Genomic DNA, 19,031 nt, shown 5'->3' with positions numbered 1-19,031 from the left:
CCCGCTCAATCGGTGATTCAGCTCTCATGGACGCTGTATGAGCACGGCATGATCACGGTGTCCAAAAATGGATCTCACGAGAGGGTCAAGGACCGGTCAAGCCTCCCGCGGGGATCTGGGGCCGGCGGCCCCCGGCGACGGTCACCTCTCGACCGAGAGGCCCGCGGCCACGCCGACCCGCCACTCAGGGCACAATGCCCCGCGTGACTGACTACGACCTGCTCCGTGTCTTCTGCGGAGCGAACGGCGGATACGGCAACGAGCTCGCCGTCGTCCGCGAGGGCTCTGTGCTGCCGGCCCCCCAGGAACGACAGGCGTTCGCCGCGAAACTCGGCTTCAGCGAGACCGTGTTCGTGGACGACCCCGAGCGCGGCGTCATCGACATCTACACGCCGACCCTGCGCCTGCCCTTCGCCGGTCACCCCTGCGTCGGCACGGCCTGGCTGCTCGACGTACCCGAACTGGTCACGCCGGCCGGCCTGGTGGGCGCCCGCCTGGACGGCGAGTTCAGCTGGATCGAGGCGCTGGCGGAGTGGGTCCCGCCGCGCACGCTGCGCCAGTACGCCACCGCGGCGGAGGTCGACGACCTGCCGATCCCGCCGAAGGGGGAGTGGATCTACGCCTGGGCGTGGGAGGACGAGGCGGCCGGCCGCGTCCGTGCCCGCGCCTTCCCCGGCCGCGACGACGGCATCGACGAGGACGAGGCGACGGGCGCGGCGGCACTGCTGCTGACCGACCGGCTGGGCCGCGCCCTGAACATCACGCAGGGCGCGGGCTCGCAGATCCTCACGGCGCCACAGCCGGGGGGCTGGGTGGAGGTCGCAGGGCGGGTGTTCCTGGAGCGCTGACCCTCAGGCGCTCAGCCAGAACATGAGGCAATCCGAGGACAGGGCTACGGCAGCGTCAGGATCTCCGCCCCCGTCTCCGTCACCACCAGCGTGTGCTCGAACTGGGCCGTGCGCTTGCGGTCCTTCGTCACGACCGTCCAGCCGTCGTCCCACATGTCGTACTCGTGGGTCCCGAGCGTCAGCATCGGCTCGATGGTGAACGTCATCCCGGGCTGGATCAGGGTCGTCGCGTGCGGGCTGTCGTAGTGCGGGATGATCAGCCCGGAGTGGAACGACGAGTTGATCCCGTGGCCGGTGAAGTCCCGCACCACCCCGTACCCGAACCTCTTCGCGTACGACTCGATGACCCGGCCGATGATGTTGATCTGCCGGCCCGGCTTGACCGCCTTGATGGCACGCTCGAGGGACTCCCGGGTCCGCTCCACCAGCAGCCGCGACTCCTCGTCGACGTCCCCGACCAGGTAGGTGGCGTTGTTGTCGCCGTGCACCCCGCCGATGTACGCCGTCACGTCCAGGTTGACGATGTCGCCGTCGGCCAGGACCGTCGAGTCCGGGATGCCGTGGCAGATGACCTCGTTGACGGACGTGCACAGGGACTTGGGGAAGCCGCGGTAGCCCAGCGTCGACGGGTAGGCGCCGTGGTCGCACATGTAGTCGTGTGCCACCTTGTCCAACTCGTCGGTGGTGACACCCGGCGCGATCAGCTTCGCGGCCTCGGCCATCGCCCGGGCGGCGATCCGGCCGGCGACACGCATCGCCTCGATCGTCTCGGGAGTCTGCACCTCCGGCCCGGTGTACGGCGTCGGCGCGGGCTTGCCGACGTACTCGGGGCGGCGGATGTTTCCGGGCACGGAACGGATGGGGGACAGCTCCCCTGGGACGAGCAGCGACTGGCCAGACATGCCGACGAGTCTATCCAGCGGCGATGGGGGAACATGTCGGTGGCGAGAGGAGCTGGTCATGGCCCTGTTCAAGAAGCGGACGGTCGGCAAACCGGGCGAGTGGTACTACTGCCTGCAGCACAAGAAGGTGGAGGAGGGGCCGGAGTGCCCCGCCAAGGACCGTTTCGGTCCGTACGCCACTCGCAAAGAGGCCGAACACGCGATGGCGACGGCCCGCGAACGCAACCTCGAGTGGGAGAACGACCCCAAGTGGCACGACGCCCCTGCGGCGGGCCGGGACGACGACTGACCGATCACGCTCCGCCGGGTGCGGCTGCCGCGCGCTGTCCGCGCAGCCGCACCGCGTGCTCACCCCCAGGCAGTGGCCGGTCACCAGCGGGCCGGGGGTGGTGCCATGAGGTCGTGGGCCAGTCTGGCGAGGCGGTCCCGGAAGCGGCGATGACCTCTCGGGGCCGGCAGCGCGTTCTCGCCGGCCGCCGCGCTGACCAGGTGCTGCACACTGTCGAGGTCCAGCTCCGCCCCGTCCGGCACGGGGAGTGCCTCGTGTGCCATCGCGGTCAGTTCGCTCCCGCCGTCGCCCAGCGCCAGGACCGTCGCCCCCGCCCGCCGGGCGTCGTGGACCTGCTCCAGCAGTGGAGCACCGGGCCCCTGGGGCGAGACGATCAGCAGGGTCTCGCCCCGCCGCGCGGCGGCCAACCGCCCGAGCCCGACCGACAGATGAGCGGGGTCGGACGCGCGCGCGTCATGCCGCACGAGCGTCGGGGCCAGCTCCGGCGTCCCCGACCACGCGGCCTCGTCCACCAAGTGGGCCGCGAGATGCCACGGCTCGTACTCCGCCGTGCCGACGAGCAGCAGCCCGCCGCCGTGCGACACCACGGACCCCCGCAGCGCCCCCGCGAACCGACGCGTCGCCCCCAACCACTCGGTCCCGGCGAGCACTTCGCGCAGCAATGCGACCCGTACGGCATCCATGCGACCGCATCCTGCCGCAACCGGTGCCTCACGACCCCCGGTTCATCCCTGATTCGCCCGACTTGGGGAAGAGCTGGAGTCGCTGTGTGACAAGAGTGCTCCGGGACCGACCGGCCCGCACCCGCATGTCCGCTGCCACCCGTCAGTGACGCGGCTCACCCGGCCCGGGTCCCTGGGCAGGGCGGACGTAAAGTCGGGCCCATGACCTCTACCGACAGTGCACAGAAGGCCCCCGCCAAGGACCCCTGGGACCTGCCCGACGTCTCGGGACTCGTCGTCGGCGTGCTCGGCGGCACCGGCCCGCAGGGCAAGGGCCTCGCCTACCGGCTCGCCAGGGCCGGCCAGAAGGTGATCATCGGCTCGCGTGCCGCGGACCGTGCCCAGGCCGCCGCCGAGGAGCTCGGACACGGCGTCGAGGGTGCCGACAACGCCGAGACGGCCCGGCGCAGCGACATCGTGATCGTCGCCGTGCCGTGGGAGGGGCACGGCAAGACGCTCGAGTCGCTGCGCGAGGAACTGGCGGGCAAGCTCGTCGTGGACTGCGTCAACCCGCTCGGCTTCGACAAGAAGGGCGCGTACGCGCTGAAGCCGGAGGAGGGCAGCGCCGCCGAGCAGGCCGCCGCCCTGCTGCCGGACTCACGCGTGACGGCCGCCTTCCACCACCTGTCGGCGGTCCTGCTCCAGGACCCGGAGGTCGACGAGATCGACACCGACGTGATGGTGCTGGGCGAGGTGCGCGCCGACGTGGAGATCGTCCAGGCGCTGGCCGGCCGCATCCCCGGCATGCGCGGCATCTTCGCCGGGCGGCTGCGCAACGCCCACCAGGTGGAGTCGCTGGTCGCCAACCTGATCTCCGTGAACCGCCGCTACAAGGCGCACGCGGGACTCCGTGTCACCGACGTGTGAGCGGATGAGCGCATGGGGGACACTGTTCGGCGAAGCAGTACAGCAAGCAGTGCAGCAGTGTCCCCCGACAGGAGAACCACCCCATGCCCCGCCTCGCCGTCTACGCCCTCGTCGTCTGCGTCCTCGCCGTGGCCGCGGCGGTCGTCTCCTTCGTCCAGGGCAGTTTCCTGGGGATCGTGTGGGTGCTGCTGGCAGGGCTGTCGTCCAACATGTGCTGGTACTACGTGAAGCGCGAGAAGGTCCGGAAGTCCGTCACCGGCTGACCTGGCAGAACTCGTTCGTGCCCTGCCAGAAGCGGTACAGCTCCTGACCGCAGTACGTCTCGAAGTCGCTGATCCCCAGGCTCTTCAGGATCGAGTCGATCACGTCGAAGAACGCGCTGTTGACCGCGGGCAGCCACAGCAGCGCGAACACGAACAGCAGGCCGAAGGGCGCGAACGGCTCCACCTGGCGCTTGATGTTGTACGACAGCCAGGGCTCGATGACGCCGTAGCCGTCCAGGCCCGGCACCGGCAGGAAGTTCAGGAGCGCGGCGGTGACCTGGAGCAGGGCGAGGAAGGCGAGGGCCAGCCGGAAGTCGCCCGGCACGCCGTCCAGCGCGTCCAGCCAGAACGGGGCCGTGCACACCACAGCGAACAGGACGTTCGTCAGCGGGCCCGCCGCCGAGATCAGGCTGTGCTTCCAGCGGCCCTGGATCCGGCCCCGCTCGATGAACACCGCGCCACCGGGCAGACCGATACCGCCCATGATCACGAAGATCACCGGGAGCACGATGCTCAGCAGGGCGTGCGTGTACTTCAGCGGGTTCAGCGTGAGATAGCCCTTCGCGCCGATGGAGATGTCGCCGCTGTGCAGGGCGGTGCGCGCGTGCGCGTACTCGTGCAGGCACAGGGAGACGATCCACGCGGCCGTCACGAACAGGAACACCGAGAACCCGGGCTGCTCGGCGAACCCGGTCCAGGTGGCCCAGCCGGTCACCGCCGTCACGGCGAGGATCCCGACGAAGACGGGACTGATCCGCCGGTCGCTGTGGCGGGTGGTGGCGGTGGTCATGGGGCTCCCTGGCCTCTCGTGCACGCGGTGGGACTGCCCGACCGTACCGGGCGTACGGGGAAAACGTCTCGCGGTCCCCCACGGGTTCCGGGGAAGGTAGGGCGTGCGTCTCACCGTGAGGGCGCCGCAGACCGCGCCGCACCGCGTCGCCGAACCCCGTGACCCGCCCCGACGCCACCGGAGACAATGGACCTCGTGCGCTACCGCATCCTCGGCACCACCCAGGCCCTCCGCCCCGACGGCACACTCGTCCCCGTTGGCGGTGCGCGGCTGCGTGCGCTGCTGACCGTGCTGGCGCTGCGGGCCGACCGGACCGTGCCCGCGGGGCTCCTCGTCGAGGAGGTGTGGGGTGACGCCGACCCGCCCGCCGACGCGACGGGTGCGCTGCAGGCGCTGGTCGGGCGGCTGCGCCGGGCGCTCGGCGCGGACGCGATCGCCTCGGTGAACGGCGGCTACCGCCTCACCGCCGCCCCCGACGACATCGACCTGCACCGCTTCGAGCGGCTGGCCGGCGAGGGCACCCGTGCGCTGGCCGACGGCGACCCCGCGAAGGCGGCCGTCGTCCTCGACGACGCCCTCGCCCTGTGGCGCGGCCCCGCCCTCGCCGACCTGCCCGACCGCACCGCCGAGGCGGCCCGCCGGGACACCCGCCGCCTCGACGTGCTGCGCGCCCGCCACACCGCCGCCCTCGCCCTCGGCCACGCCGAACAGTCCCTGCCCGAGCTGACCGCCCTGTGCGACACCCACCCCCTCGACGAACCCCTCCAGGCCCTGCGCCTGCGCGCCCTGCGCGACGCCGGCCGCACGGCCGAGGCACTGGCCGCCTACGAGGACGTACGCCGCCTGCTGGCGGAGCGGCTCGGGGTCGACCCGGGCCCGGAACTACGGGCGCTCTACGAGGAGTTGCTCCGTCCGGACGCCCCCCGGGCGCCTGCGCACGGGCGCCGGCCGGGCTATGGCGGGCGGGCGACCGGGTCGTCCGGTGCGGTTGACGGGAGGGATGGGGGTTATGGCGGTGACGGGGGCGGCCCGCTCGGCCCGGCGTCCGGCGATGCCGACGGGCGCACGCACGGTCCGTTGCCGGGCGCGGCCGAGGAGGGTGTGTTCGGTGCGCCGCCCGGCGGCCGGGGCTTGTCCGGCCGTGGGGCGGCCCACGCGCCCGCCGGGCCCTTGACCGTTCCCGCACCCCCGCCCCCCGGCAACCTCCGCGCCCGTCTCACCTCCTTCGTCGGCCGGGAAGCCGACATCGATGCCATCCGGGGCGACCTCGCCGCCGCCCGGCTCGTCACCCTGCTCGGGCCCGGTGGGGCCGGGAAGACGCGGCTGTCTCAGGAGGCCGCCGAGGCGGTGGGGGAGGCCGCGCGGGACGGCGTGTGGCTGGCCGAGCTCGCGCCCGTGGACGACCCGGACGCCGTACCGGAGGCCGTGCTGACCGCCGTGGGGGCGCGGGAGACCGTGCTGTACGGCGCCGGGGCGGAGGCCATGCGGGCCGGGAGCGAGCGGCACGACGATCCCGTCGAGCGGCTCGCCGAGCACTGCGGCAGGCGCCGGATGCTGCTGATCCTCGACAACTGCGAGCACGTCGTCGGGGCCGCCGCCCGCCTGGTGGAGGAGCTGCTGGAGCGCTGCGCCGGTCTGACGGTACTGGCCACCAGCCGTGAACCGCTCGGCGTGCCCGGGGAGTTGCTGCGGCCCGTGGAGCCGTTGCCGGAGCCCGTCGCGCTCAGGCTGCTCGCCGAGCGCGGGGCCGCGGCCAGGCCCGGTTTCCGGGTCGGGGACGACCCCGAGTCCTGCGCCGAGATATGCCGGCGCCTCGACGGACTGCCCCTGGCCATCGAGCTGGCCGCCGCCCGGCTGCGCATGCTGACTCCGCGTCAGATCGCCGACCGGCTCGACGACCGCTTCCGGCTGCTCACCTCCGGCAGCCGAACGGTCCTGCCTCGCCAGCAGACGCTCAGGGCGGTCGTCGACTGGTCCTGGGAACTGCTCGACGAGGGCGAACGGGACGTACTGCGACGGTTGTCCGTCTTCGCCGGCGGCTGCGACCTCGCCGCCGCCGAGGCCGTGTGCGGCCCCGCCGCCTTCGACGCGCTCGGCCCGCTCGTCGACAAGTCCCTGGTCGTGGCCACCCCTTCGGGCGAGCAGGGCATGCGCTACCGGCTCCTGGAGACCGTCGCCGAGTACGCGGGCGAACGGCTCGACGAGGCCGGTGCCCGCGAGAGGGCCGAGCGCGCCCATCTGACGTACTACCGCGAACTCGCCCGCACCACCGACCCGCTGCTGCGCGGCCCCGGCCAACTCACCGCCATCGAACGGCTGGAGCGCGAGGGCGAGAACATCCGCGTCGCCCTGACGCACGCCGTCGCGACGGGCGACGAGCAGGAATCGCTGTGTCTCGTACTGTCCATGTGCTGGTACTGGCAGATGCGCGACCTGCGCCTGGCCGCCCGCAACTGGTCGCGCGACGTGCAGGCCCTCGGCCCGGACCCGTTCACGGCGCCCGCCCGCCCCGCCGCCCCGCTGTGGGAGCGCTGCACCGAGGTGCCGTTCCCGTGGACCGGCGAGGTCCTCGAAGAGGCCCGGCGCGGTGTCCACCTCATCCATCTCGCCTGCATGGACATGGAGATCGACGCCTGGCAGACCCCGCAGGCGCAGGAGAAGCTGCGGGTGGTCTCCCAGACCTACCGGCCCGGCATTCCGCAGACCTGCCGCAACCCCGGCTCCCTCTGGTTCTTCGCCGTCATGCTCACCGGCGACATGGACAAGGTGCGCGAGGTGATCGACGCCGGTGTCCGCACCTGCCGCAGTGCACCGGGCTACGAATGGGAGCTCGCCGCCGCTCTGCAGATGCGCGCGAACCTGCTCGCCAACCGCACCGACTGGGCGGGCGACGCGGCCCGCGACGCCGACGAGTCGCTGGAGATCTACGAACGCCTGGGCGACCTCTGGGGCACCGCGGAGGCGCTCTCGGCACGCGGTGAGGCCCATGAACGCCAGGGCGAGTACCGGCTGGCCGCCGCCGACTACGAGGCGGCCACCGAGCGGGCGGAACGGCTCGGTGCCCACGCCCAGACGGCGGTGCTCGCCGCCCGGCTGGGCAGCGCGCTGCTGGAGGCCGGCGAGGCCGAACGCGGCGAGCGCCTGCTGCGCGAGGTGATCGACAGCCGGGACGGCTCGGGCAACGGAGCGATGCCCTTCGCCAGGCTCTTCCTCGCCGGCTGGCTCGGGATGACCGACCGGATCCCCGAGGCGCGGGAGCAACTACGACTGCTGCGCGCTGAGTTCAAGCTCTCCCTGTTCGTGGTCTTCGATGCCTTCATCCTCGGGGCGGAGGCCTGGCTGGACGCCTTGGACGACCGGAACGAGGAGGCCCTGACCAAGATCCGGCGGGCACTGGAGCGGGCCGCGGACCCGCTGTCCCTGGCCATCGCCCCGTCGATGCGCTCCTCCTACCTGGTCACCGCCGCGACGGCACTCGCCGGTCTCGACGGCGGAGGCCACGCCCGTGACGCCGCCCGCTGCATGGGCGCCGCCGAGACCCTGCTGCCGCCCCGGCACGTCAGGTCGGGCATGGAGCGCGAGATCCGCGACCGGGCCGAGCAGCGGACCCGCGCAGTGCTCGGCGACGAGGCGTACGAGGCGGCGTACGCCGAGGGCGGTGGCCTCTCCTTCGAGGAGGCCACCGCCCTGGTCTGACGGGCACCGAGCGTGCTGCCTGCCGTACTGCCTGCCGCGCCGGTCAGCTCTTGGTGCGGAACTTGTGGATCGCGACCGGCGCCATCACCGCCGTGAGCGCCGCCGACCAGGCCAGCGTCAGCCACACGTCGTGCGCGGCCGGACCGCCCACCATCAGTCCGCGAGCGGCGTCCGCGAGCGCGGACAGCGGGTTGTAGTCGGTGAAGTTCTGCAGCCAGCCCGGCATCGACTGGGTCGGCGCGAAGATCGACGAGCCGAACTGCAGCGGCATCAGCACCAGGAAGCCCATGGCCTGCACGGACTGCGCGCTCTTCATCATCACGCCGAGGGTGATGAACACCCACATCAGGGCCGAGCCGAAGACGGCGGACAGCCCCACGGAGGCGAGCAGACCGATCCAGTTGGTGATGTCGAAGCCCACGAGGACGGCGACGACCATCAGGATCGCGGTGGCGACCAGCATCCGCATCAGCTCCACCGCGATCTTGGCGAACAGCACCGAGCCGCGCCCGATCGGCAGGGACCGGAAGCGGTCCATGACACCGGAGTTGAAGTCCTGGTTGAAGCCGGTGCCGACCCCCTGGGCCATGTTCATGCCCATCATGGCCATCAGACCGGGCACCACGTACTGCACGTACGCCTGCTGGCCGCCGCCGAGCGACTGCCCGATGGACCCGCCGAAGACGTACACGAACAGCAGCGTGAAGATGACCGGGAAGAGGACGGCGTCGAACATCGACTCCGGGTCCTGGCGGATCCACAGCAGATTGCGGCGGACCAGCGCACCGGTGTGCCGCAGATGGCCGCGCAACGAGATCCGGGCGTCCGTGGTGAGGGTCGTGGTCATGGTCGTGGCGGCGGCGCTCATACGGCGACCTCCTGGCGGTCGTCGGTGGGCGCGGCGTCCTGCGGGGCACTGGCGCGGTGGCCGGTGAGGGACAGGAACACCTCGTCCAGGCTGGGCAGTTCGGTGGTGATGGAGGAGAGCGTGATGCCGCGCGCGACGACCGCGCCGACCACGGCGGTCAGCTGCTCGTCGCTGAGGACCGGGACGAGGGCGGCACCGCGTTCGGCGTCCACGGTGATGGACGCGAGGCCGGTGATGCCCAGCTCGTCCAGGTAGGCGGCGAGGGGGCGCAGCTGCAGCGGGTCGAGCGGGCGGATGCGCAGGGTACGCCCGCCGACCTTCGCCTTCAGCTCCTCGATGGCGCCGTTCGCGATGACCTTCCCGCGGTCGACGACCGTCAGCTCCGAGGCGAGCTGCTCGGCCTCCTCCATGTACTGGGTGGTGAGCAGGACGGTGACGCCGTCGCCGACCATCCGCTTGACCTCGTCCCACACCTCGTTGCGGGTACGCGGGTCCAGACCCGTCGTCGGCTCGTCCAGGTAGAGCACGGCGGGCCGTCCGATCAGCGACGCGGCCAGGTCCAGACGCCGCCGCATGCCACCCGAGTACGTCCCCGCCGGCCGCTTGGCCGCCTCGGTGAGCGAGAACCGCTCCAGCAGTTCGTCGGCCCGCGCGCGGGCGTCCTTGCGGGGCAGGTCGAGGAGCCTGCCGATCATGTAGAGGTTCTCCCAGCCGGGGAGCTTCTCGTCCACGGAGGCGTACTGTCCGGTCAGGCCGATCACCCGGCGCAGCTGCCGGGGCTGTCGTACGACGTCGTAGCCGGCGACGGTCGCCTGTCCGGCGTCGGGCTGGATCAGGGTGGACAGGATCCGCACGAGGGTGGTCTTCCCGGCCCCGTTCGGCCCGAGCACCCCCCTCACGGTGCCCTCCCGCACATCAAGGTCGACCCCGTCCAGCGCCTTGGTCTCGCCGTAGTGCTTGACCAGTCCCCGTACGGTCACGGCGCTGCCCGCGCCACTGGGGTTCTTGTCGATTCGCGTCATGCCGACGACGTTGTCAGGCCCCACCGACAAACCACCGACAGTCCGCCGACAGGCACCTACAGGTCACCGACAACCGGTGCGCCCCCGGGACGGTCGGGGCCCGAAAGCGGCAGCAGCCCGCCGACGGGGGAAGATCGGCGGGCTGCCATGGTGCCGCAATGGCTCAGCTCGGCTCAGTGCACCGAGTGCTCGTCCAGCGGGAACCCTCCGCCGACCACGTCCTCCGCGAACGCCTTCGCCGCGTTCCCCATGACCTCACGCAGGTTCGCGTACTGCTTCACGAACTTCGGCATGCGACCGCCCGTCAGCCCGAGCATGTCGGTCCACACCAGCACCTGCGCGTCCGTCTCCGGCCCCGCACCGATCCCGACCGTCGGAATGTGCAGCACCCGCGTCACCTCGGCCGCCAGCTCCGCCGGAACCAGCTCCAGGACCACCGCGAACGCCCCCGCGTCCTGCACGGCCTTCGCGTCCCGCAGCAGCTGCTGGGCCGCCTCCTCGCCGCGCCCCTGGACGCGGTAGCCCATGGCGTTGACCGACTGGGGGGTCAGCCCGATGTGGGCCATCACGGGGATCCCGGACTCCACCAGCAGCTCGATCTGCCGGTGCGAGCGCTCGCCGCCCTCCAGCTTCACGGCCCCGACCCCGGCCTCCTTCACCAGCCGGGTCGCCGAGCGCAGCGCCTGCACCGGCCCCTCCTGGTAGGAGCCGAAGGGCAGGTCGCCGACGATCAGGGCGCGCTGGGTGCCCCGTACGACCGCCGCGGAGAGCATGGTCATCTCGTCGAGGGTGACGGGCACGGTGGTCTCGTACCCGAGGTGACAGTTGCCCGCCGAGTCGCCGACGAGCATGACCGGGATGCCGGCCTCGTCGAAGACGGACGCGGTCATCGCGTCGTACGCGGTGAGCATGGGCCACTTCTCGCCGCGCTCCTTGGCGGCGGCGATGTCGCGGACAGTGATACGGCGCGTGCCCTTGCCCCCGTACAGCGCCTTGCTGCCGTCGGAGGTCTTCTGCTGCGCAGGCTGGGCAGCCGAAAGCTGCGTCATTGCAACGGCTCCTTCAGTCATCTCGAGGCGCCCTCACGGCGTCCCCGGATCACCTCCATGGTGGCACCTCGTGCCAGGGACGGCTAGGGGAGGGTGCTGTGACCGTTCAGGCACGCACGACCGTAAGGCTCGGGTAAAGGATTTACGATACGAGACGGTCCCGTATCGAAATGGTCGTATGCTCGTAGGCATGACTACCGCAGTCCCCGAACCCCGGATACCGGAAGCGGTGCACCGGCGCCGCTGGCTGATCCTCGGCGTCCTGATGCTGAGCCTGCTGATCGTGGTGCTCGACAATTCGATCCTGAACGTCGCCATCAAGACGATCTCGACGCCCGCCCCCACCGGCCTGGGCGCCACCCAGGGCGAGCTGGAATGGGCGATCAACGCCTACACCCTGGTCTTCGCCGGCCTGCTGTTCAGCGCCGGTCTGCTCGGCGACCGGCTGGGCCGCAAGAAGGTGCTGCTCGGCGGGCTCGTCGTGTTCGGCATCGGCTCCGCTCTCGCCGCCTCCTCCGGCTCGCCGGTCGAGCTGATCACCTTCCGTGCGGTGATGGGCCTCGGCGCCGCCTTCGTGATGCCCGCCACCCTCGCCGTCCTGATGAACGTCTTCGAGCGCGACGAACAGCCGAAGGCCATCGGGATCTGGGCCGGTGGCGTGGGCCTGGCCATCGCCATCGGGCCGATCACCGGCGGTGTGCTGCTCGACCATTTCTGGTGGGGCTCGGTCTTCCTCATCAACGTGCCGATCGTGGCCCTCACGCTCGCGCTGATGGTGTGGCTGGTGCCCGACTCCCGCGACCCGAATCCCGGCCGGCTCGACCCCGTCGGCGTCGCCCTGTCCGTCGTCGGCCTCGTCCTGCTCGTCTACGGCATCATCAGGGGCGGCCAGATCGCCGACTTCACGGACGCCACGGTGCTGGCGACCATCGCCGCCGGTGTCCTGGTGCTCGTCGTCTTCGTCGTGTTCGAGAAGCGCAGCAGCCACCCGTCCATCGACGTCACCTACTTCCGGAACAAGGTCTTCTCGGCCGCGATCGCCGCCATCGCGCTGGTCTTCTTCGCGCTGATGGGCGTGACCTTCTTCTCGGTCTTCTACACCCAGAGCGTGCGCGGCTACTCCCCGCTGCAGACCGGTCTGCTGATGCTCCCGCTGGCCGCCGCCCAGTTGATCTTCGCGCCGCGTGCCCGGCTGCTCGTCGACCGCTTCGGCTACAGGGCCACCACCACGGCCGGCATGCTGCTCATCGCCGCGATGCTGGCCGCGTTCGCCACGCTGGAGTCGGACACCCCGATCTGGATCCTCGAGGTGATCTTCTTCCTGATGGGCACCGGCATGGCCCACATCATGACCCCGGTCAGCGTCGTCATCATGCAGGCCCTGCCCCGCGAGAAGGCCGGCTCCGCCTCCGCGCTCAGCAACACCTTCCGCCAGGTCGGCGGCGCCCTCGGCATCGCCGTACTCGGCTCGGTGCTGTCCACGGCGTACCGCGGCGACATCGAGGGCAAGCTGGGCGCGGTGCCCGCGGGCCTGCGCCACACCGCCGGGGAGTCCATCGAGGCGACCCTCGGTGTCGCCGCCAAGCTCGGCCCGCGCGGCGACGCGCTCGTCGGCCCGGCCTACGACGCGTTCCTGCACGCCATGCACACCACCGCGCTGTGGGGAGCGGGCGTGGCGGTGATCGGCTCCGTGATCGTCTGGCTGTTCCTGCCGGGGAAGGAGCCGGCACGTCACAAGGGCGAGGAGGAGCAGGAGTTGGTGGCGGCGGAGCAGCGGCCGCGCGTGGGGGAGTAGGAGCCGTACGCGGGGGAGCAGCGGTCGTACCGGGGGAGAATCACCCCAGATCACAGAAGGGACCCAGCGACGTGAGCAGCCTCGCCGACAGCCGACCCGCGCAGGACGGCCCCGCACGGGGCCGTCCCCGCAGCGAGGCAGTGGAGCGCGCCATAGTCGAGGGGGTGATGAAGCTCCTGGAGGAGGGCGTACCGCTCGCCGAGCTGTCCATCGAGCGCATCGCCCGTACCGCGGGCGTCGGCAAGGCCACCATCTACCGTCGCTGGAGCGGCAAGGAGGAACTCTTCGTCGACATCGTGCGCACGGCGGAGCCGGCCGACGCGGACCTCCCCGGCACGTCGATGCGGGACGACCTCGTGGCCCTCCTCGAACAGCTGCGCCAACGCGGGCTGATGACCCGTTCGTCCGCGCTGCTGCACAACGTCTACGCCCAGATGAAGAGCAGCCCGAAGGTCTGGGCCGCGTACCACGCGACCGTCATCGCACCGCGCCGCCGGATACAGATGGACATCCTGCGCCGTGGACAGGAGAACGGCGAGCTTCGCGCGGACATCGACGTCGAGCTGGTGAACGACCTGGTCGTGGGCCCCATGCTGGTGCGCACCGTGATGCGCCCGGACGCCGATCTCCCGGCGGGCCTGTCCGAACAGATCGTCGACACGGTGCTCGAAGGGCTACGGCCCGTCAGTTCACCGCCCGTCAGTTCGCCTTCCGCATAGGCCCGTCCGGCCTCCCGCGTGCGGGTTTCGTCACAGAGGGCGCTTTCTCCGAGCGGGACCGGAACTCGCCGCGCCGACTTGTACGTCCTCGTGCCCGTACGGCCGTCATGGGACGGCAGGAACAGCGCCGCTCATCCCCTAGGGTCGTAGGACACGGGGGGCGAACGGTGTGCACAGCAGTGAGGCGACGGTATGGCGCAGCAGGCGTACATGACGGAGACGGACAACTCAGGCTCGGGACCCGAGCGCCGGGGAGCCCGAGTCCGGCGCCTGATGAACCGCCTGCTCACCGGCTGGCTCGGTGACCGGCGTAGCTGGCGCCGCGGCCTCGTCGTCGCCGGACTCGCGGTGCTGGTCGCCCTGATCATGCTGCTGCACGCGCAGATCCCCAACCGCGTCGGCAACCTCGGCAGCCTCATCGAGACCTTCCTGCCCTGGCTGGGTGTCGCCGTGCCGGTGCTCCTGGTCCTCGCTGTCGTAAGGAAGTCGGCGACCGCCCTGATCGCGGTGCTGCTCCCGTTGGTCGTCTGGCTGAACCTCTTCGGCGGCCTCCTCACCGACAAGGCCGCGGGCGGCGGCGACCTCACCGTGGCCACGCACAACGTCAACGCCGACAATCCCGACCCCTCCGGCACCGCCCGCGACGTCGCCGCGTCCGGCGCGGACGTGGTCGCCCTGGAAGAGCTGACGGAGGCGGCGGTCCCGACGTACGAGAAGGCGCTGGCGTCGACGTACAAGTACCACTCGGTGCAGGGCACCGTCGGGCTCTGGAGCAAGTACCCGCTCACCGGGGTCAAGCCCGTCGACATCAAGCTGGGCTGGACGCGCGCCATGCGCGCCACGGTGACCACGCCGGTCGGTCAGGTCGCGGTGTACGTCGCCCACCTGCCGTCGGTTCGGGTGAAGCTGGAAGCCGGGTTCACGGCCCACCAGCGCGACAAGAGCGCCGACGCCCTCGGCGAGGCCATCGCCGACGAGAAGCTGACCAGGGTCGTGCTGCTCGGCGACCTGAACGGCACCATGAACGACCGCTCGCTCAACGCCGTCACCTCCCAGATGCGTTCCACGCAGGGCGCGGCGGGCAGCGGCTTCGGGTTCAGCTGGCCGGCGTCGTTCCCGATGGCGCGGATCGACCAGATCATGGTGAAGGGCATCGAGCCGGAGAGCTCCTGGACGCTGCCGGAGACGGGGAGCGACCACCTTCCGGTCGCCGCGCGTGTGAACGTCGCCACGTCGGACTGATCCGACCTGCCGGAATACCGGGGGCGGGCGTGTTTGTTCCGTAACTGAACATATGCTGGTACGGAACTCCGCTCTCCCCTGAAAGGCAATGGTCTTCTTCATGCCCGTGGCCCTGCTCGCCCTCGCCGTGGGCGCCTTCGGCATCGGTACGACCGAGTTCGTGATGATGGGCCTACTGCCCGACGTCGCGGACGACCTGAACATCTCCCTCCCCGAGGCCGGCCACCTGGTCTCGGCTTACGCACTGGGCGTGGTCATCGGCGCCCCGCTGCTCGCCGCCGCCACCGCTCGGATGTCCCGCCGCAAGGTCCTCATCGGCCTGATGGTCCTGTTCGTGGTCGGCAACGCGCTGTCCGCGTTCGCCCCCGACCACCACTGGCTGCTGGCGGCCCGCTTCCTCAGCGGCCTCCCGCACGGAGCCTTCTTCGGCGTGGGTGCCGTCGTCGCCACGACGATGGTCGCGCCGGAGCGCAAGGCCCGCTCGGTGTCCCTGATGTTCCTCGGCCTCACGGTCGCCAACATCGCGGGCGTCCCCGTCGCCACGCTCATGGGACAACAGCTGGGCTGGCGGGCGACCTTCCTCGGCGTCAGCGCGATCGGCCTGGTGGCCATCGCCTCGCTGGCTCTGCTGATCCCGCGCGACCACGTCTCGGCCCCCGGCACGGGCCTGCGCGGCGAGCTCGCGGCGCTGAAGTCCCTCCCGGTCTGGCTGGCGCTGGGCACCACCGTGGCGGGCTTCGGCGCCCTCTTCGCCGCCTACAGCTACGTCACGCCCATGCTGACCGACGCCGCCGGATACGCCGACTCCAGCGTCACCCTGCTGCTGGCCCTGTTCGGCGTGGGCGCGACGGCGGGCAACCTGCTCGGCGGCCGACTGGCCGACCACTCGATGCGCGGCACGCTGCTCGGCGGGCTGGTGGCGCTGGTGCTGGTCCTGGCGCTGTTCCCGGTGCTGATGACTACGGTGTGGAGCGCGGCCGTAGCGGTCGTCCTCCTCGGCTCGGCGGCCTTCGTCACCGGCTCCCCGCTCCAGCTGATGGTCATGGAGAAGGCCTCGGCGGCCCCGTCCCTGGCCTCCTCCGCCAACCAGGCCGCCTTCAACCTGGCCAACGCCGGTGGCGCCTGGATCGGCGGCCTCGCCCTGGCCGCGGGCTTCGGCGTGACGTCACCGGCGCTCGCGGGCGCGGGGCTGGCGGTACTCGGCCTGCTGGTGGCCGCGGCGGCGACACTCGTGGACCGGCGCCGGGCTCCGGCGGTCGGTCACCAGCGGATCGTCATGGCACATGTGCCGGGGGCGTCGGAGGAGATGGCGCGGCCGTAGCAGGTCGCGTCCAAACTCCTGGTGCCGCTGGTGCCGCTGGTGCCGCTGGTGCCTTGCGGTGCCGCGGTGCCGGCGGTGCTCGGCCTGGCCATCGCGGCGACGTTCATGGACCGGCCGGACGCGGTTCGTGCCGGCCGGCCGGCCGGCCCGCCGCGCCGACCGGCGCGGACAAGACGTCCGTCGCCGGGCTCCGGCGGTCGGCCACGAGCGGATCGTCATGGCTCATGTGCCGGGGGCCTCGGGGACCCAGGGGGCCTCGGGGGCCGTGAGGACGCCGTGTCCGGACTCCGGATGTCGCTGGTGCCGGAGTGCTCGGCTGGTGGTGGTCGGCGCGGCCTCTGAGAGGGCGGTAACCGCCCTCTGAGGTCGACCTGTGTCGGCAGGCTCCGCCGGTCGGGGCCGGGCGGCTGCTTGCCGCTTGACGTGCCCGACCGGTCGGGCGTACCGCGTCGCTGAGCGGTCAGCCTTCCGTTTCCGGGACGTCGAAGCGGGCCAGCTCGCGCAACCAGGCCCGAGCCGTGCCGTCGGACGGCGCCCGCCAGTCACCGCGCGGGGACAGCGAACCGCCGGCCGAGACCTTCGGCCCGTTCGGCATGGCCGAGCGCTTGAACTGCGCGAACGCGAAGAAGCGGCGGCAGAACATCTCCAGCCAGTGCCGGATCTCCGTCAGGTCGTACGCCACCCGCTTGGCCTGCGGGAAGCCCGACGGCCACGCACCGGCGTCCAAGTCGTGCCAGGCGTGCCAGGCCAGGAAGGCGATCTTCGAGGGCCGGAAGCCGTAGCGCAGCACCTGGAAGAGGGTGAAGTCGTGCAGCGCGTACGGCCCGATCTTGGACTCGGTGGACTGCATCTCCTCGCCCGGGACCAGCTCCGGGCTGATCTCCGTGTCGAGGATCGCGGCCAGCACCTTGCCGGTCTCCTCGTCGAACTGGCCGCTGCTGATGACCCAGCGGATCAGGTGCTGCATCAGCGTCTTCGGTACGCCCGAGTTGACGTTGTAGTGGCTCATCTGGTCACCCACGCCGTACGTGGACCAGCCGAGTGCCAGCTCCGACAGATCACCGGTCCCGAGCACGATGCCGCCGCGCTGGTTGGCGAGCCGGAACAGGTAGTCGGTGCGCAGTCCGGCCTGCACGTTCTCGAAGGTGACGTCGTACACCGGCTCACCGGAGGCGAACGGGTGGCCCATCTCCTTCAGCATCAGCCGTGCGGTCGGCGTGATGTCCAGCTCGGCGGCGGTGACGCCGAGGGAGCGCATCAGCTTGTGGGCGTTGTCCTTGGTGTGGTCGCTGGTGGCGAAGCCGGGCAGCGTGAAGGCCAGGATGTCGGTGCGCGGGCGCCCCGCACGGTCCATCGCGCGGGCGGCGACGATCAGCGCGTGCGTGGAGTCGAGGCCGCCGGACACCCCGATGACCACCTTCGGACCGCCGATCGCGGCCAGCCGCTGCTGCAGCCCGGCAACCTGGATGTTGTACGCCTCGTAGCAGTCCAGGGCGAGCCGGTCGGCGTCGGCGGGCACGAACGGGAACCGCTCGACGCGGCGGCGCAGCCCCAGGTCCGTGGTCGGCGGGTCGAGTTCGAACGACACCGTCCGGAAGTCCCCGGTCCGCGCGGCGTGCGTACGGCGGTTGTCGTCGAACGTGCCCATCCGCATCCGCTCCTGCCGCAGCAGGTCGAGGTCCACGTCGGCCACCGCGTACTGGTCGCCGAGAGGGAAGCGGTCGGACTCGGCCAGCAGCACGCCGTTCTCGTAGATCAGGGTCTGCCCGTCCCAGGACAGGTCGGTGGTCGACTCGCCGAGACCGGCCGCCGCGTAGACGTACGCGGCGAGGCAGCGGGAGGACGCCGAGCGGCACAGCAGCTTGCGGTCCTCGGCCCGGCCGACCGTGATCGGGCTGCCCGAGAGATTGACGAGGACGGTCGCGCCGGCCAGGGCGGCCTCGGCGCTCGGCGGCACCGGGACCCACATGTCCTCGCAGACCTCCGCGTGCAGCACCAGCCCGGGGACGTCCGCCGCCTCGAAGAGCAGGTCCACGCCGAACGGCACGGACTCGCCGCCGACCCGGATCGTCCCGCCGCGCTCGTCGTCGCCCCCGGCGAGCTGCCGACGCTCGTAGAACTCCCGGTAGTTCGGGGGGTACGACTTGGGCACGACGCCGAGGATCCGGCCGCGGTGCACGATCACCGCGCAGTTGTAGATCCGGTTGCGGTGACGCAGCGGGGCGCCGACGACCAGGACCGGCAGCAGCTGAGCCGACCCCGCGACCACGGCCGCGACCGCCTGCTCGACCTCGTCCAGCAGCGCGTCCTGCAGCAGCAGGTCCTCGATCGAGTAGCCGCACAGGCCCAGCTCGGGGAAGACGGCGACCGCGACCCCGTCCTGCGCGCATTCGCGCGCCTGGCGCAGGACCGCTTCGGCGTTGGCAGGCGGGTCCGCGATGACGGTGTGGCCCGTGCACGCGGCGATGCGTGCGAAGCCGTGCTGGTAGACCGACCAGAAGTTCAACGGTGCTTCCTCGGGAGAAGGGGACGGGCACGGAGGGCGGACGCGGAGGATCTCGTCAGCACGAGTCGGAGTCGAGACCCCCGGCCAGTGTAATCGTCAGAGCGACACGATGGGCTGACGGCCCCTCCGTAC

General features: G+C 71.5%; 16 protein-coding genes. 9 read left to right on the top strand and 7 right to left on the bottom strand.

The features are described 5' to 3' along the window. Window positions 1-203: 203 nt before the first annotated feature. Complete coding sequence (locus ACFYO2_RS02745; protein WP_388343028.1) at window positions 204-848, top strand: PhzF family phenazine biosynthesis protein; 645 nt, start codon at window positions 204-206, stop codon at window positions 846-848. A gap of 44 nt (window positions 849-892) precedes the next feature. Here ACFYO2_RS02745 and map read toward each other — a convergent pair whose 3' ends face one another. Next, window positions 893-1,750, bottom strand: a complete 858-nt coding sequence (gene map / locus ACFYO2_RS02740) for a type I methionyl aminopeptidase (RefSeq protein WP_388343025.1) — start codon at window positions 1,748-1,750, stop codon at window positions 893-895. 58 nt (window positions 1,751-1,808) lie between these two features. On the opposite strand from map, the gene ACFYO2_RS02735 reads away from it, so the two are divergent. Then, the gene (locus ACFYO2_RS02735; protein WP_053754372.1) at window positions 1,809-2,039 is read left to right on the top strand and encodes a hypothetical protein; all 231 of its coding nucleotides are present in this window, start codon (window positions 1,809-1,811) and stop codon (window positions 2,037-2,039) included. A gap of 80 nt (window positions 2,040-2,119) precedes the next feature. Here ACFYO2_RS02735 and ACFYO2_RS02730 read toward each other — a convergent pair whose 3' ends face one another. Next, the gene (locus ACFYO2_RS02730) at window positions 2,120-2,722 is read right to left on the bottom strand and encodes a hypothetical protein (RefSeq protein ID WP_388343022.1); all 603 of its coding nucleotides are present in this window, start codon (window positions 2,720-2,722) and stop codon (window positions 2,120-2,122) included. 201 nt (window positions 2,723-2,923) lie between these two features. On the opposite strand from ACFYO2_RS02730, the gene npdG reads away from it, so the two are divergent. Together npdG and ACFYO2_RS02720 are read left to right on the top strand one after the other, a co-directional pair. Further along, window positions 2,924-3,628 (top strand): NADPH-dependent F420 reductase, encoded by a 705-nt coding sequence (gene npdG, locus ACFYO2_RS02725; RefSeq protein WP_388343020.1) that lies wholly within the window; start codon window positions 2,924-2,926, stop codon window positions 3,626-3,628. Window positions 3,629-3,711: 83 nt separating this feature from the next. Beyond that, window positions 3,712-3,891 (top strand): hypothetical protein, encoded by a 180-nt coding sequence (locus ACFYO2_RS02720; protein WP_388343018.1) that lies wholly within the window; start codon window positions 3,712-3,714, stop codon window positions 3,889-3,891. On the opposite strand, the gene ACFYO2_RS02715 is transcribed toward ACFYO2_RS02720, so the two are convergent. Beyond that, entirely contained in the window at window positions 3,881-4,681 is an 801-nt protein-coding gene (locus tag ACFYO2_RS02715; RefSeq protein WP_388343015.1) for a site-2 protease family protein, read from the bottom strand. The two genes, ACFYO2_RS02720 and ACFYO2_RS02715, sit on opposite strands and share 11 nt — an antisense overlap. Window positions 4,682-4,867: 186 nt before the next feature. On the opposite strand from ACFYO2_RS02715, the gene ACFYO2_RS02710 reads away from it, so the two are divergent. After that, a complete protein-coding gene (locus tag ACFYO2_RS02710) occupies window positions 4,868-8,377 on the top strand; it encodes a BTAD domain-containing putative transcriptional regulator (RefSeq protein WP_388343012.1) in 3,510 nt (1,169 codons plus the stop codon). Between the two features lie 43 nt (window positions 8,378-8,420). Here ACFYO2_RS02710 and ACFYO2_RS02705 read toward each other — a convergent pair whose 3' ends face one another. From ACFYO2_RS02705 to panB, 3 genes are all read right to left on the bottom strand, one after another. Next, window positions 8,421-9,245 (bottom strand): ABC transporter permease, encoded by an 825-nt coding sequence (locus ACFYO2_RS02705; RefSeq protein WP_388343009.1) that lies wholly within the window; start codon window positions 9,243-9,245, stop codon window positions 8,421-8,423. Next, a complete protein-coding gene (locus tag ACFYO2_RS02700) occupies window positions 9,242-10,267 on the bottom strand; it encodes an ATP-binding cassette domain-containing protein (RefSeq protein ID WP_388343006.1) in 1,026 nt (341 codons plus the stop codon). Before ACFYO2_RS02700 ends, ACFYO2_RS02705 begins: the two co-directional genes overlap by 4 nt. Before the next feature lie 173 nt (window positions 10,268-10,440). Next, window positions 10,441-11,316 carry a 3-methyl-2-oxobutanoate hydroxymethyltransferase gene (panB, locus tag ACFYO2_RS02695; protein WP_388343004.1) on the bottom strand — a complete coding sequence of 292 codons (876 nt, stop codon included), beginning with the start codon at window positions 11,314-11,316 and terminating at the stop codon, window positions 10,441-10,443. Between the two features lie 190 nt (window positions 11,317-11,506). On the opposite strand from panB, the gene ACFYO2_RS02690 reads away from it, so the two are divergent. From ACFYO2_RS02690 to ACFYO2_RS02675, 4 genes are all read left to right on the top strand, one after another. Next, on the top strand, window positions 11,507-13,111 hold the full coding sequence (locus tag ACFYO2_RS02690) for an MFS transporter (RefSeq protein WP_388343001.1): 1,605 nt from the start codon (window positions 11,507-11,509) through the stop codon (window positions 13,109-13,111). Between the two features lie 71 nt (window positions 13,112-13,182). Next, complete coding sequence (locus ACFYO2_RS02685; RefSeq protein ID WP_388342998.1) at window positions 13,183-13,830, top strand: TetR/AcrR family transcriptional regulator; 648 nt, start codon at window positions 13,183-13,185, stop codon at window positions 13,828-13,830. 273 nt (window positions 13,831-14,103) lie between these two features. Then, window positions 14,104-15,072, top strand: a complete 969-nt coding sequence (locus ACFYO2_RS02680; RefSeq protein ID WP_388343960.1) for an endonuclease/exonuclease/phosphatase family protein — start codon at window positions 14,104-14,106, stop codon at window positions 15,070-15,072. 100 nt (window positions 15,073-15,172) lie between these two features. Next, entirely contained in the window at window positions 15,173-16,393 is a 1,221-nt protein-coding gene (locus ACFYO2_RS02675) for an MFS transporter (RefSeq protein ID WP_388342995.1), read from the top strand. A 460-nt stretch (window positions 16,394-16,853) separates the two neighbouring features. On the opposite strand, the gene ACFYO2_RS02670 is transcribed toward ACFYO2_RS02675, so the two are convergent. After that, window positions 16,854-18,899: an NAD(+) synthase gene (locus tag ACFYO2_RS02670; protein ID WP_388342993.1), complete on the bottom strand. Its 2,046-nt coding sequence runs from the start codon at window positions 18,897-18,899 to the stop codon at window positions 16,854-16,856. Between the last annotated feature and the right edge of the window lie 132 nt (window positions 18,900-19,031).

The organism is Streptomyces sp. NPDC006602, from assembly GCF_042870385.1.
In the GTDB taxonomy this organism is placed as follows: domain Bacteria; phylum Actinomycetota; class Actinomycetes; order Streptomycetales; family Streptomycetaceae; genus Streptomyces.
This window is presented reverse-complemented; position numbering and strand designations above follow the sequence as displayed.